We start from the raw sequence: 14703 nt of genomic DNA on the forward strand, positions 1-14703 counted from the left end.
GTCACATCACCGCTTCGATGCGTCCCGTGCTGTCCTCGATGGTGCCTGATGCACCCTCGGTGATGATCTCCACGAAGATGTCCCCGTAGGGCAGGGTCTCCTGCCATACATCGAGACGTCCTACCCTTACCAGGTGCAGTATGGATACGAATGTCTTGAGGTTCTCCTTCAGGTCGTTGGTGTACAGGTCCTCGATGCATATCTGGCCCATACCGAGCTTCTGGATCCTCTCCCAGACCTCCTCGACGTCCCTCTGGTCGTCCTCCTCGTGAGCCTTGTTGTCGAACTTGGAGGGCTCCTTCGCCTTGAGCTCGCGCCTTACGCGCTCCCTCTCCTGCTGGACCTCGATCTCCTCCCTGGCCTCCTCGAAGGCGTCTATGAGCTCGTACATGGTGACCGGGCGCATCGGCTCCCTCTGGAATGCTCCGGTGAGCACGACCTCGGGAACGACCATGTCGTCCTCGCTCTCGTAGAAGAAGCTGTCGTCGATGTCCATCTCGAAGTCCTGGACAGGGGGTTCCGACCTGACCCTGGTGGAATCCGACTGCATCCTGAGGATCTTCCATGCCATCAGCATCAGCTTTCCGGCCACGATCATGTCGAAGGAATCGGCCACCACCTTGTTGTTGTACAGTCTCACGAACTCCGACAGGTCGATCTCCCAGGGGTCGATCCCGTTCTCCAGCACCAGGCTGAATACGGACCTGATGGCCTCGTCGACCGGGTCGGGGAGCTTCTCCCCGGACTCCGCCTTCGACAGGATGTCCATGTATCCGCCTATCCTCTGATAGGTCTCGGTGTTCTCGCTCATTGCCTTGTGGAACAGCAGGTGCTGCTCCAAGTCCTCAATCCTAATGTTCCCATCCATTTCAGATCGCCTCTTTGTCGTTTACAGCCTCTTCCTCGTATCTCGAGACTTCAGCCAGATCGGGCTGTATTATAATCTTGCTGATTCCCGTAGGTGGCCTGGTTACCCCGATCAGCTGATCGGCGACCGCTAACGCGACCTTCCTCAGGGACACCTGAATGAACTGTGCCTTCTGCGAACTCTCCTTCACCCTCTGAGCAACCATCTCGGAGTTGACCGAGTCCAGGAACATGTCGACCTCGTCCAGCACGTAGAAGGGCGAGGGCTGGTATTCCTGGATGGCGAAGATGAATGACAGTGCTGTGAGCGACTTCTCTCCTCCGGAGAGAGCTTCCAGCCTCAGGAGCTTTCCGTTCCTGGGCTTGGCATTGATTATCAGACCGCCGTTGAACGGGTCATCCTCGTCCTCCAGCGCCATGTACGCCTCTCCTCCGCCGGAGAGCTGTGCGTAGATCTTCTTGAAATTCTCGTCGACCGCCCTGTAGGACTCCATGAACAGGCCCTTCTTCTTGGCCGTGAGGGAATCTGTCAGCGATGTCAGGTCGGCGATGTTCTTGTTGAGGGCCATGACCTGCTCGTTGAGCATGTCGAGACGGGCCTTCTTCTCCTCGTAGTCCTCGATGGCGCGCAGGTTGACGTTTCCTAGCTTCTCCAGTGAGGACTCGCAGTTCCTGATGGTGCGCCTGATCTCCTCCTCGGAGGGTATGGGCTGGGCCACCTCGAATGTAATGGCATCGACCTCGGCCTGGTATTGGGTGATATCCTGCACGATGATGCCCAACTGTGCGGAGAACCTCTGGACGGATGCGTTGGTGTTCTCGATGGAGGTCGCCTTCTCCCTGACCTGGTTCTCGAACTCGTACATCTCGGCCACGAGACCGTCCTTCTTGTCGCGGAGGTTGGTCAGACCGCTCTCCATCTCCGCCTCTATGGCGCGGAGAGCATCGAGGTCCACCTTGAGGCGGTTCATCTCCGCAGTGTTCTCCTCGATGGTCCTGTATCCCTCCTCGATGTCCTTTATGACGGCATCGAGCTGTATCTGGGTGGACTCGTTCTGCTTCCTGTATCCGACGATCTCGGTATCTACTCCCCCGATCTGCAGCTTCAGCTCGGATATGGCCTCGGTGAGCTTGTGGAGAGTGTCCCTGACCTTCTGTATCCTGTTCTGCAGGTCGGCCGGAGCGATCTCGGCGATACGGTCCTTGACCCTGTTCTTCTGGTCGGTGTAGAGCGTCATGCGCTCCGTGAGCATGGTGAAGACCTTCCTGGTCTCCGCCAGTTCCGAATCTGCTGCGGCCACCTTGGCCCTGGCGTCCTGAAGGTCCTTCTGGGCATCCTTCTTGGACTTCTCCAGCTCCGTGATCCTAGCCTTGAGACCTGCGACCTTCTCCCTCTGCTCCATTCCAGCAGTGGAGTTCGCCCTCATCTCGTCGTCGGCGGAGCGGATCTCGTCGCGGACCTTCCTGAGCTCCTGCCTCACGTTGTCCAGGGCATCGGATGCCTTCCTGAGCTTCTCGCCCAGCTCCGTGAGCTTGTCCTCGGAGGCCGCACCGAACTTCATCAGCTTCTGCTGGTTGATGGTACCTCCGACCATTGCTCCGGATGCCTCTATGAGCTCTCCGGCCTTGGTGACTATCCTGATTCCGCCCATGATCCTGCGGGCGGTGTCCATGTCCTTGACGACCAATGTGTCCCCGAGGACGTACCAGAATGCGTTGTAGTACTTCTGGTTGAAATCTATGAGGTCTATCGCATAGCCCTCCGAGTCCTTCTCACTCATGATGGCCTTCGCCCTCGGCTTTCCGCCCATCATCTTCGTGAGAGGAAGGAATGTGACCCTTCCGAGCCTCTCCTTCTTCAGGTATGCGATGGCATCCGCCGCGACCTGGTCATTGTCCACGACGACGGCCTGCATCTTTCCTCCGGCGGCAACTGACAGTGCTGTCTCGAACCCGGGATCGACGGTGGCCAGCTCCTGGATCGTACCGTGGATGCCGGGCATCTCTCCCCTGTTCCTCAGGGCCAGTATTGCCTCGACGGCCATGCTTCCCTGGTTCATCCTCTCGGAGACCTTCTTCTCGGCCTGGAGAGCCTTGTACTCCTCGTCCACCTTCCTGTAGACTGCGTTGAGCTCGGCCTCCTGCTTCTCCAGCTCGGACTCCTTCTTCCTAGCCTCCAATATCTTCTGGCCGTAGTCCTCCAGACTCGGCCCGGCCTCCGCCTTGATCTGATCAAGGCTCCATTTGGCATCCTTGATCTCGAAATCGATGTTCTGAATCCTCTCGTCCAGAGCGGCCACGTTCCTGTGGGCCTCCTCCGATGCGGTCTCCGCCTTGGAGAACTTGCCCTGGGCGTCCAACAGGTCGTTGGAGCATTCCTCGGCGTCGGCCTCGATCTTCGCCAGACGGTCCTGGAGCTCCTTCTGCTCCCCACCTGAACTGGAGATCATATCGGATATCTTGCACTCCTCCTCGGACTGGACATCCTTGTCCCTCTCGGCCTGGAAGAGCTTGATCTCAAGGTCCTTCTTGTTCTCCTCGAGGGAGACTATGCTCCTCTCGTTCTCGGAGATGCGCTCCTCGAAGTTCTTCCTGAAGGTCTTGTTCTCCTCGATCTTCTCCTCTGTGAACTCCACCTTGTCCTTCTTGGTGGCATATGCGACCTTCACATCCTCGATCTTCTTCTTGAGCTCGGTGTACTCGGGGCCGGCCTTCGCGGCGATCTCCAGTTCAACGTCTGCGATCTCCTGCTTCTTACCGTCCCTCTTCTGCTCCAGTTCAGCCTTCTCCGCTGAGAAATTCTGGATGTTCGAATTGAGCTTTGTGATCTGTTCGGATGTCGCATCGTACGATGCCTTGGCCATCTGAAGCTTCCTGTGGGAGTACTGGGCCTTGGCCATGTCCAACGTGTCCTTGAGCTCCACGTACTTCTCCGCCGCCTCGCGGTCCTTCTCCAGCCTCTTGACGTCCTCGGTGAGCTCACCGACGACGATGTTGATCCTGTCGAGGTTGGCGTTGGCCTCGTTCCTCTCGGCCTGTGCCTTCTCGATATCCGCATCGAAACTGGCGATACCTGAGATGCTGTCTAGGATGCCTCTCCTCTGCGTGTTACCCATCTGGACGATCTGGGTGACGTCTCCTTGCTGGACCAGGTTGTATCCTTCCGCGCTGATCCTCGCCTTGGTGAGCAGGTTGTCGAACTCAGTGAGCGTGGACTTCTGATCGTTGATGTAGAAATATGAGTTGTAATCCTGTCCGTTATCGGACATCTTGATGTAACGGGTGAGCCTGACCTCATCCGCATCCCAGGGCATGATACGGTCCCTGTTGTCGAAGACGAGTGAGACTTTCATGAAGGATGCTTTGTTCTTGCTCCGTCCCCCATCGAAGATGAGGTCGGTGAGTCTGCCGGCACGGACGGCCTTGGGGCTCTTAGGTCCGAGAACGAAAAGGATGGCGTCGGTGATGTTCGATTTACCTGAACCGTTGGGTCCGGTGACCGCAGTGTAACCTTCCATCAGCGGTACTACTACCTTCCCACCGAATGATTTGAAATTCTCCATCTCGACCGTCTTTAAGTGCATCCATTCCCCCCATCGGAGGACAACCGCTTCAGCAGCTGCATCCCTTTGTCGTGCGTCACTCGCTAGCGCGTGCATCCGAACGCTCGCGCGCACATCAAAATAATATGCGCAATTAAATATATAAATGGGTGGAGGAAAGAACGTCCTTTGGCTCATTCCAGTAAGGAAGGAATATCCGCTACCGAATCCAACACGTGCGTCGGGACCACGTCCGAGCCTTCAAGATCTCCCCTGCTCGTCTCTCCGGATAGCACGAGGATCGTGGCGATACCGGCGAGATTGCCCATCCTGATATCGGTGTAGAGACGATCGCCCACCATGACGGTGCCTTTGGGATCCACTCCCATCTCGCGGGCGGCCATCTCGAGCATCAGCCTGCTCGGTTTCCCGATGACCACTGCTGTAGTCTGGCACATCTGCTCGAACAGCCTTATGAAAGGTCCGATATCGATGTCATAATCGGTCTCCGTAGGACAGACATCGTCGGGATGGGTGGCGATGAGTTCCGCCCCCTTGCAGAGCGCCTTGTACGCCTTGTTGATCTTGTCGTAATCGATGGTGCGGTCGAATGTGAGGTAAACTATGTCGGGATCCTCCTCGACCACGTTGATGCCTGCGGACCTGACCTCCTCGATCACATCCGGGGCACCCACCACATACACCCTTTTACCTGGACGCTCCGAGAGCACGAACCTGATGGTCGCTATGTTGGACGTCAGCACGTTGTCGATCGAGACGTCGAAGCCCATACGGACCAGTTTGTTGTAGTAGTAATCCCTGGAATGGGATGAATTGTTGGTAAGGAACACGAAAGGTATGCCTTTGGCCTTGAGAGCAGCGATGAAATCTGTCGCTCCAGGAATGAGATCCCCGCCCTTGTACACCGTACCGTCCATGTCTATCATGAATCCCGAATATCTCATCTTAGCATCCCTCCAACCATCTCGATGGTCCTGCGCAGCTCCTCGCAGGAGGTCTTGTTGTAGATCGTGGCCGCGGGGTGGAATGTCGGGATGAACTTAACATCCCTGTCCCTCACGCGTATTGTGGTGGGGATGTTGACGATCTCGTCCATCTTTCCCTCGTAGCTCATGAGGTCCCTGCATGCCGATTTCCCCAATCCTATGACGACCTCGGCATCGTAGAGCTCCGATTCGAGAAACGGCCTGCACGCCTGCATCTCCTCATGGGTAGGATCCCTGTTTCCAGGCGGCCTGCATTTGACCGTATTCGTTATCAGGACGTCCGAACGGGAGAATCCCGCATCCTTCATCATGCCTTCCAGGATCTTGCCTGAACGGCCCACGAAGGGCCTTCCCTCGTTGTCCTCGTTCTCTCCCGGAGCCTCGCCCACGAACACTATGCCCGTGTCGTACGTACCGTCGGGGAGCACGATGTTCGTGCGTCCCTCGCACAGCCCGCACAGGCGGCAGTCTGGTTCGGGCCTCATTTCTTTTCCTTCAGGATCTCTGATGCCTTCACCAGGGACAGGAACTTGACACCGATCTCGGCGTAGTTCTCCTCTCCGCCGCTCTCGCGGTCGATGACGGACATCGCGGTGTCCACGACGGCCCCGTTCTCGCGGAGGGTCTTGATGGCGGCGATGCTCGATCCTGCGGTGGTGACAACATCCTCGACAACAAGGACCTTGTCCCCGGGGTTGAGGTCTCCCTCGATGAGCTTCCCGGTACCGTGGTCCTTCTTCTCCTTGCGGACCATGACATACGGGATGCCTGTAGCCAAGGACAATGCCGCAGCCAACGGAACGGATCCGAGTACGACCCCTGCGATCCTGTCGGGACGGAGGTTCTCGTCCTGCATCTTCTCCGCCATGAGAATGGAGATCATGTAGAGCACCTTGGGATTCGTGCTCGCCTTCTTGATATCGATGTAGTATTCGCTCTTGGCACCGGATGCCAATGTGAAGTCCCCGAACTGGAGTGCTCCACAGTCCCTCAATGCTGTTGTCAATTCGCTCATTTGAATCACCACGGCTCCTTCTTGAGCCCCAATTTGAAACCGACTATGTTCGTTATGCGGTGCACGGCGAACATGATCACCAATATGAATATCAGGGCGGCCAGATGCCATCCCTCGATGTAATTCGCGTAGACCCAATCCGGGAAGAAAAGGGCCGTGATCAGAAAGGCTCCTGCCACGAAGTCGTACTGGTCGAGGATGGGCGCCTTCTGCCCCCTCTCCATTCCGAGCCTCCTCTTGATGAACGCTCCCGTCAGGTCTCCGAGCAGGGATCCGAACGCAAGGCAGATCAGGACGCCCAGATTGCTCCAGTACGGTCCGTATCCTCCGTCGTCCCCCACTCCGAAAAGGTTGTTGATGCCTATGATTAGGAAACCGAGCAGGACACCTGTCAGTGCCCCTCCGAAGAATCCTCCCCAGGACTTACCGTCCCCGAATATCCTCTTGCCCTTCCAGGTCTTTCCAAAATCGATCTTGGTCTTTGACATCTTTCCGAAGAATACAGCGGTGGTGTTCGGTATCATCGCCGGGAGGAAAAGCCAAATTCCGAAGAACATGATTCCAATTACTTCTAGGACATCCATAGGCGTACCTTCTGACTCGATATCGGATTCTCATAATAATGGGTATCGTTTTTCTATCCCTTCGTCGATGATGTGAACATGCTCGTATTGGACAGTTCCGCATTCTTTTCGATGGATGCCCTTCCCCAGGAGGACCATGTATGCCCTCCGGGCGTCATCAGGGAACTGCAGAAGTACGAGGATCCCCGCCTCGCTCTCTGGGGCGACATGGTGCATGTGTCGGAGTGCTCTCAGGAATCACTAGCAAAGGTCGAGGAATCAGCCAAGAAGAGCGGTGACCTGGGCAGGCTCTCCCCGGTGGACATGACCGTGCTGGCACTTGCTCTGGACGTCAACGGGACCATTTGGTCGGACGACTACTCGATACAGAACGTCGCTAAGATTATGGGCATAGGTTTCAAGCCCGTCGGGATGAAGGGGATAGAGAAGGTCGTCAAGTGGAATTACAAGTGCATCGGGTGCGGAAAATGGTTCAAAGAGAAGTATCCCGACTGCCCGATTTGCGGTTCCCCAATGAAGGCATGCAGGAAGAAATGATCATGGGAAGATCCTCTTGCACCTGATGAGATTGCCCATCCTGCGCTTTCCTAGGATCCCCATGCACATCTTTGTTGTGAAATCAGACCTGAATGCGAACGTGTCCGCGAGCTTCTTGTTGAATGCGGCCAGTTTGAGGGGCTTCTCCATGATGTCCCTCCACTCGGTCTCGTATGCCTGAAGAGATGTGCCGTTGTTGATGTTATCTGCAGCGACGTTACCGCAGATACGGCCTGCTATCATGGCGAGCGGGATCCCTCCTCCGTTGACGGAGATGACCTGTCCTGCGGCATCTCCGACGACCATTCCGTTTCCGGATACCGTCTTTGGGATCGGTCCCTCGCTGGGAACGTACTTCCCCTGGACCTTGGTGACGGGTTCGAGACCGTTCTTGTCGACGAACTTATCGAAATATGCCCTCAGCGAGCCGTTCGAGAACTTGGGGGACATACCTACTCCGATGTTGGCGCGTCCGTCCTTGGGGATGATCCATCCGTATGCCCCGGGGGCGATTCCGCCGAAGAACATATGCGTATGGTTGCCGTAATCTCCCTTGACCTGTGCGGTCATCGCGGGATAGGGGTTCCTGTTCTTCTGGAGCCCCAGATTCCTTGCGACCATGGATCCGGGCCCGTCCGCACCTATGATGACCTTGTACTTGATGTCGCCCTTGCTTGTCCTGGCCACGCCATCCTCGATCTTCTGGAATGCATGGTCGGTACTGAGAACCGCACCCTCTTCCTGGGCACGCTTGGCAAGATACTGGTCGAATCTGTCCCTGTCGGTAGTGTATCCGTTGAAATCCAATACGGTGACCTTCCCGTCGGGGTTTATGAGGTCTATGCCGACTGTATTCAGACAGCGGAATTCCTCAGGGATGTCGAAAAGTGAATCCATGTCCTTCAGCTTTGGGAACATGTTCAGGATCTCCTCGTCGGATGGCATGAACTCGCCGCATCTGACGGGAACTCCCACTGTGGGGCGTCTCTCCAGGAACATGACGCTGGCGCCTTTCATCGCCGCATATCTTGCAGCGACGCTTCCTGCCGGTCCGGAACCTACTATGAGAACATCGACCTCGTCCATGTTATCCCTCAGATGGTCTGCAGAAACTCCTTCAGAGCTGCTTTGTATTCAGAATCGGGAAGCCCATCGATGATGTCTGACGCATTCTTCTTGCATACTTCTATGGCCTGCTCGCATTTGGAGATTGTCTCGGAACCTTTTATCAGGTCGGCTACTGCCTTGGCCTGCTTCGGATCGAGGTTCTCATTCGTGTAAGCGTCCCTGACCTTCTGTCCGATGGATGCGTCATTCATGGCGTGATAGAGCGCCAGGGTGGGGTATCCTGTGACCAGTGTATGGCAGAGGGGTTTCTCCCCTTCGATACCGAACAGGTCATCCATATCGCTGCGGATCTGGACAGCCGAACCTATGTACATTCCGCACTCCTTCATCCTTGCAAGGGCGTCCTCTCCGGCACCTGCCTGGTTGGCCGCACTCTCCATTATGATCTGGAATTCGACCGCACTCTTCCTCTTCATCAGATCCCATACATCCTCTTCGGAGATCTCGGGATCACGCATCCTGTCGGTCAGATCGAAGATGGCGTTGCTGATGGTGGCCGATGCCTGCATCATGTAGGGGACGGACTTGGGGGAGTGCGAATATGCTTGGCGGAATCCCATGACATACATGAAATCCCCGGCTACTATGACCTTGGTGGTGGAGGGCTCCTTTCCGAAGAGTTTCTTCTTCCTGCCTGAAAGGACCTTTCCGTTGGAATCGATCCTGTCGTGCAGGTGAAGACCGTCGAAGGATGCCTCAAAACAGATGGCATTCGCCACTGCCTCGGAAGCGGTCTTGCCTCCATTCACATAGTATGTTAGAACGCTTATCGCTGGCCTGACCTCGTGGTAGCGGGAGTTTAGAGCGTTCTCGCACATCTCGTTAAGTTCGGGATACGAGGACCTTACTCCCTTCCTGATCATCTCGTCGATGGATGCCATTTCTTCATCCACGACAGAATACCAGCTCTGAGCCATTGTTGCAGTATCATCGTGCCGTACTTAATAATTTGGAGATTCCAGCGAGACGGTTTATTCAGATATTGCTGAAGAAGAGAATTAAGGGGTTTGGGAAAAGGTTTAGTGGACTGCCACTTAAAACAGGAACAGCGTCGCGTCCTCGCAGAATCCGTAGATCAGGTCAGGGTATACTCCGAGAACGATGACGAACACCAGACAGATGACGATCGCGACGGTGAAGATCGTGGGGATCTTGACCTTCTCGGTCGACTCTCCTTTCTCGATGTACATGGCCTTGACCACTCTTGCGTAATAGTACAGCGAAATCGCGGAGTTCAAGATGGCAACGAATGCCAACCAGATCCAGGTTCCGTCAGCCTCTCCGGGGGTTCCCACGGCGGAAGCGAACAGGAAGAACTTGGATGTGAATCCTGCGAGCGGGGGTATTCCTGCCAATGAGAACAGGAACAACATCATCGCTGCAGCAAGGAAGGGTGCTCTCTTTGCGAGTCCTCTGTAATCAGAGATCTTCTCGCCGATACCGGCACAGATGAGTCCTCCGACGATGAGGAAGGCTCCTCCCTTCATGAACACGTGGGTGAACATGTGGAAGATACCTGCCGCCTCTGCCTGAGGTGTCATGACCGCCAGGATGATCAGGATGTATCCTGCCTGTGCGATCGATGAGTAGGCCAACATCCTCTTGATGTTGCTCTGTGCGATTGCGACGACGTTTCCGACGGTCATTGTGATGGCCGCGAGAACCGCGAAGATGTACTGTACCGTCAGTCCGGCGATGTCGCCGACTGTAGATGAGAGGATGAACATCGCCATGAAGACCTGGATGAACACTGCCAGACCCATCTTCTTCGATCCTGTTGCCAGGAACATTGATACAGGTGTGGCCGCTCCCTCGTACACATCGGGTGCCCACATGTGGAAGGGCACTGCTGCGATTTTGAAACCGTAACCGGCGATCATACAGATTATTCCGACTGCAAATGCCCAGGAGAATCCGTCCGATGCCGCAACGACTACTGCGAGACGAGTGATATCGAGGGTACCTCCTACCCCGTAGACCATCGAGATACCGTACAGGGTCAGTGCAGTGGACATTCCTCCGATGATGGCGTACTTGACCGCTGCCTCGGAAGCCCTGCCGTCCCTCCTCTTCAGCGCGACGAGCGCATATGAGGAGATACTGGTAAGCTCGACTCCGACGAAGATCGTGAGCAGACTGCTGGAGCCTGCCACGAACAGCATACCGAGTGTTGCACCGAAGAGCAGTGCGTAGTATGCTCCGGAGTGGTTCTTGGTGGTCTCCGTGCTCACGTTGGAGACGAGGACTACCAGGAACAGCACGATCAGGAAGAGCATGCTCATCAGTGTGGTGTATGTGTTCAGCCTGACACCGAGATACTCTCCGGTGACATCGTTGGTCAGCAGGATGACATCGGCAAAGAAGGCCAACAGAACGAAGACGAGGGCGAGAGCCCAGGTCACTGTGTGCTTCTTGATGAACATCTGCACTCCGGGCATGATCAATGCGCCGATGAGCAGGAAGAACATGGCCGCCATAGGGGTCAGGTCTCCGAATATACTAGATATGATATCAGCTGCCATTTCAAATCACCCCGAAGAGAGCGTCGACATAGGGGTCGATGAACTGAAGTGCCGCATCAGGCCATACTCCGAAGAGTGCGACAAGGATTGCGAGCACGAGCAGGACCGCGAACTCATAGTGTCCGACGTCGTGTGCTTTGTTGAGATCGATCTTGGTGGTCTCAGGTCCGAACAGGGTCCTCTGCATGGCCCACAGGTAGTATCCTGCGGTGAGCATGAGGGACAGCATACAGAACAGGATCATCCAGATCACATCGTTCTCGAGGATGAACTCGTAGAACGCCATGATGACAGGGAACTCTCCCCAGAATCCTACGAGTCCGGGAAGTCCAAGGGATGCCATGAATGCGATCATCATGAATGTCGCGTATACGGGCATCCTTCCTGCCAATCCTCCGAGGAGAGGGATCTCTCTGGTTCCGACCTTGTGTCCGGTCATACCGCAGACCATGAACAGCATTGCTGTGATGAGTCCGTGTGCGAACATCTGGAACACTGCAAAGGTTATTCCGGCGTCGGACAGACATCCGATACCGAGCATGACCATTCCCATGTGGCTGATTGACGAGAACGCGACCATCTTCTTGAGGTCGGTCTGTGCGATACATCCGTATGCACCGTAGATGATGGATATCAGCGCGATGACGATGATGACCCACTGCCAGTAGGATGCTGCGTCGGGCAGAGCCTCGATACAGATACGGATGATACCGTATGATCCCATCTTAAGCATGACACCGGCCAGAAGGACGGATCCCTCGGTAGGTGCCTCTGTGTGTGCGTCCGGAAGCCAAGTATGGAAGGGTACGGAAGGCATCTTGACCATGAATCCGAAGAACAGCAGTGCGAAGATCAGGGACTGAGTCGAGACTGCGACGGAAGCGATTCCGTTCTTGATTGCCTCGAAGCTGAAGTCGACGATTCCGGTTGCACCGGCTGCCTCGTATCCCATTGCGAAGATACCGATCAGCATCACAAGTGATGCGACGTGTGTGTAGATGAAGAACTTGATAGCAGAGTAGTGCCTGCGGGGTCCTCCATACCATGAGATCATGAAGAACATCGGAATGAGAGTGATCTCCCACATGATGTAGAACAGGAAGTAGTCGGCTGCCATGTAAACACCCATGAGACCGACTTCCATCGCCATGATCAGTGCGTAGAAGTAGTTGTTGTTCTCCCTGTGCTCGTCGAGCGAGAACACGTTGACGAGGAGACAGAGCAGTGCGGTCAGGAAGACCATCAGGATGCTGAGTCCGTCAACGGACAGGGCGTAGTTCATGATGAACGTCGATGTACTGATCCATTCGAAGCTCTCTCCGAGTGTATCGAAGTCTCCGAAGAGACCGAACATCAGGAGTGTTGCGATGACCAGAGTTATCGCGGAGAATCCGATTGCGACGTACTTAGCGTATGCCTCTCTCGCTCCTCCCATGAACAAGGCCACGATGGCTCCAATCAAGGGGAGCAGGATCAGACTTGAAAGTATCATACTCATATCAGAAACCTCCCAGTAATGCGTATACAACCACAATCAGGACGGAGAAGAACGATACTCCGATCAGCACGATGGACGAGTAGTCCTGCACGTGTCCGGTCTGGACCTTGCTCATGACATCTCCTCCGCCGACGACGGCGCTTGACAGTCCGTTGACGGTTCCGTCCACGATCTGCCTGTCGACATAGTTGACTCCCTTTGCGACTCCGTAACCGAACTTCCAGGAAATCTGGTTGTAGAGGTCGGGGAACCACCATCTCTTGGTGAGTGCCTTGTAAAGCCAGGACTCTCCTTCCTTGTTGAACTTTCCAGGGTTGATGGTCTTCTTCACGTACATCATGTATGCGATTCCGATACCGACGGCGGCCAGGATGATGGTGAGGTAGGTGAACGGGTTGGTGAAGAGCTCGATTCCGTGCTCGATTCCATCGATCGCCTCTCCCTCGAAGGCAAGCATGTCGGTGATTCCGCAGAACATGAAGAGTCCGCTGATGAGAGCGAAGACGGCCAGGATGACCAAGGGCATGGTCATGGTCTTGGGAGACTCGCCGTGGCAGTGCTGTGCATTCTCGCGGGGCTCGCCCATGAAGGTCATGAACCACATGCGGAACATGTAGAATGCTGTCATGAATGCTGTGATGACTGCGAGCAGCCAGAGGATAAGGAACCAAATGGCCGCTGTGTCTATTCCGTTGTTGAATGCGTTCATTGCAGTGTCTATGACAAGATCCTTGGACCAGAATCCGCTGAAGATAGGGATTCCTGCGATGGACAGACATCCGAAGAGCATGGTTGTTGCTGTGATCTTCATCTTCTTGAAGAGTCCTCCCATGAGCCTCATGTCCTCTGTTCCGCATCCGTGGATGACGGAACCGGAGCCCATGAACAGAAGGGCCTTGAAGAAAGCGTGGTTGACCATGTGGAAACATCCTGCGAAGAATCCGAGTGCTCCGAGCTCCTCGTAACCGAGTGCCCAAAGGTATCCTCCTGCTCCGAGCGAGAGAATCATGTATCCGAGCTGGGAGACGGTGGAGTAGGCCAGGACCTTCTTGATGTTCATGTTGTTGAGCGCCATCGTAGCTGCGATGAACGCTGTGAGACCTCCGATGATTGCCACGAAGAGCATGACATCGGCGTCCTGTACGTACAGGGGGAACGCCCTTGCGACGAGGTAGACTCCGGCCTTAACCATAGTTGCGGCGTGGATCAGCGAGGAGACCGTTGTAGGTCCGGCCATCGCATCCGGGAGCCAGTCGTGCAGGGGGAACTGGGCGCTCTTACCGATGACTCCGCCGAATACGAGACAGAGACCAAGGGTCATGAGACCGGGGTTGGCTGCTGCCACTGCCTCTGCGGACTCGAACATTGAAGCATAGTCCAGGCTGTGGAACAGGTTGAGGAGGATGAACAGTCCACCCATGAGGCACACGTCTCCCATACGGGTGACGAGGAAAGCCTTCTTTGCTGCGGAAGCAGCGTTGGCGGATGCGGCATCTCCGAGATCGTGCCTGAAGGACCAGAATCCGATGAGCAGGTAGGAACAAAGTCCCATGACCTCCCAGAAGATGAAGAGCTCCAGGAAGTTGCTCGAGACGATGAGTCCGAGCATACCGGTCAAGAAGAGCGAGACCTCGGCATAGTACCTGTTCTTCCTCTCACCCTGGTCGTGCATGTAGCCGAGAGAGTAGATGAAGATCAGTGTCGAGATGAAGGACGAGAACAGCATCATTACGCATGTCAGTCCGTCGACGTAGTATCCGAGGTTGATTGTGTAGCCGCCGATGTCGAACCAGCGGATAGAGCTCTCGATCGCCTGGCCGTTTGCGAACTCATCGCTGCCAAGGTACTCGAACGAGATAGCGAGTGCGATCAGGAACGACAGGAGTGCTCCGGCGATCGCGATGTATCCGCCCTTCTCAGGCGTCTTCTTTCCTATTATACCTATGATAAGGAAACACATCATAGGGATGAAGGGGACGAGCCAGGTGAATTCTGAGATCATC

General features: G+C 55.4%; 12 protein-coding genes. 1 reads left to right on the plus strand and 11 read right to left on the minus strand.

Going from position 1 to position 14703, the window contains the following annotated elements; genetic code table 11:
- Position 1: 1 nt before the first annotated feature.
- The 6 genes from E7Z62_00160 to E7Z62_00185 form a co-directional block, all read right to left on the minus strand.
- A complete protein-coding gene (locus E7Z62_00160) occupies positions 2–868 on the minus strand; it encodes a chromosome segregation protein ScpA (protein MBE6521535.1) in 867 nt (288 codons plus the stop codon).
- Position 869: 1 nt separating this feature from the next.
- Positions 870–4451 carry a chromosome segregation protein SMC gene (gene smc, locus E7Z62_00165; GenBank protein ID MBE6521536.1) on the minus strand — a complete coding sequence of 1194 codons (3582 nt, stop codon included), beginning with the start codon at positions 4449–4451 and terminating at the stop codon, positions 870–872.
- A 152-nt stretch (positions 4452–4603) separates the two neighbouring features.
- Entirely contained in the window at positions 4604–5374 is a 771-nt protein-coding gene (locus E7Z62_00170) for an HAD-IIA family hydrolase (GenBank protein MBE6521537.1), read from the minus strand.
- On the minus strand, positions 5371–5901 hold the full coding sequence (locus E7Z62_00175; GenBank protein ID MBE6521538.1) for a uracil-DNA glycosylase: 531 nt from the start codon (positions 5899–5901) through the stop codon (positions 5371–5373). The genes E7Z62_00170 and E7Z62_00175 overlap by 4 nt, the downstream gene beginning before the upstream one ends.
- Positions 5898–6431: an orotate phosphoribosyltransferase gene (locus E7Z62_00180; GenBank protein ID MBE6521539.1), complete on the minus strand. Its 534-nt coding sequence runs from the start codon at positions 6429–6431 to the stop codon at positions 5898–5900. Before E7Z62_00180 ends, E7Z62_00175 begins: the two co-directional genes overlap by 4 nt.
- 5 nt (positions 6432–6436) lie before the next feature.
- Positions 6437–7015, minus strand: coding sequence for a CDP-2,3-bis-(O-geranylgeranyl)-sn-glycerol synthase (locus E7Z62_00185; GenBank protein MBE6521540.1), 579 nt, complete (start codon positions 7013–7015; stop codon positions 6437–6439).
- A gap of 78 nt (positions 7016–7093) precedes the next feature.
- Between E7Z62_00185 and E7Z62_00190 the strand changes: the two genes are divergently transcribed.
- Positions 7094–7552, plus strand: coding sequence for a nucleic acid-binding protein (locus E7Z62_00190; protein MBE6521541.1), 459 nt, complete (start codon positions 7094–7096; stop codon positions 7550–7552).
- Here E7Z62_00190 and E7Z62_00195 read toward each other — a convergent pair whose 3' ends face one another.
- The 5 genes from E7Z62_00195 to nuoL form a co-directional block, all read right to left on the minus strand.
- Positions 7553–8638 carry an NAD(P)/FAD-dependent oxidoreductase gene (locus E7Z62_00195; GenBank protein ID MBE6521542.1) on the minus strand — a complete coding sequence of 362 codons (1086 nt, stop codon included), beginning with the start codon at positions 8636–8638 and terminating at the stop codon, positions 7553–7555.
- 8 nt (positions 8639–8646) lie between these two features.
- Positions 8647–9597: a hypothetical protein gene (locus E7Z62_00200; protein ID MBE6521543.1), complete on the minus strand. Its 951-nt coding sequence runs from the start codon at positions 9595–9597 to the stop codon at positions 8647–8649.
- A gap of 117 nt (positions 9598–9714) precedes the next feature.
- Positions 9715–11148: an NADH-quinone oxidoreductase subunit N gene (locus tag E7Z62_00205; GenBank protein ID MBE6521544.1), complete on the minus strand. Its 1434-nt coding sequence runs from the start codon at positions 11146–11148 to the stop codon at positions 9715–9717.
- A 55-nt stretch (positions 11149–11203) separates the two neighbouring features.
- Complete coding sequence (locus E7Z62_00210) at positions 11204–12700, minus strand: NADH-quinone oxidoreductase subunit M (protein ID MBE6521545.1); 1497 nt, start codon at positions 12698–12700, stop codon at positions 11204–11206.
- A 1-nt stretch (position 12701) separates the two neighbouring features.
- Positions 12702–14702: an NADH-quinone oxidoreductase subunit L gene (gene nuoL, locus E7Z62_00215; GenBank protein MBE6521546.1), complete on the minus strand. Its 2001-nt coding sequence runs from the start codon at positions 14700–14702 to the stop codon at positions 12702–12704.
- Between the last annotated feature and the right edge of the window lies 1 nt (position 14703).

The sequence above is a fragment of the Thermoplasmata archaeon genome (genome assembly GCA_015063285.1).
Lineage (GTDB): Archaea > Thermoplasmatota > Thermoplasmata > Methanomassiliicoccales > Methanomethylophilaceae > Methanoprimaticola.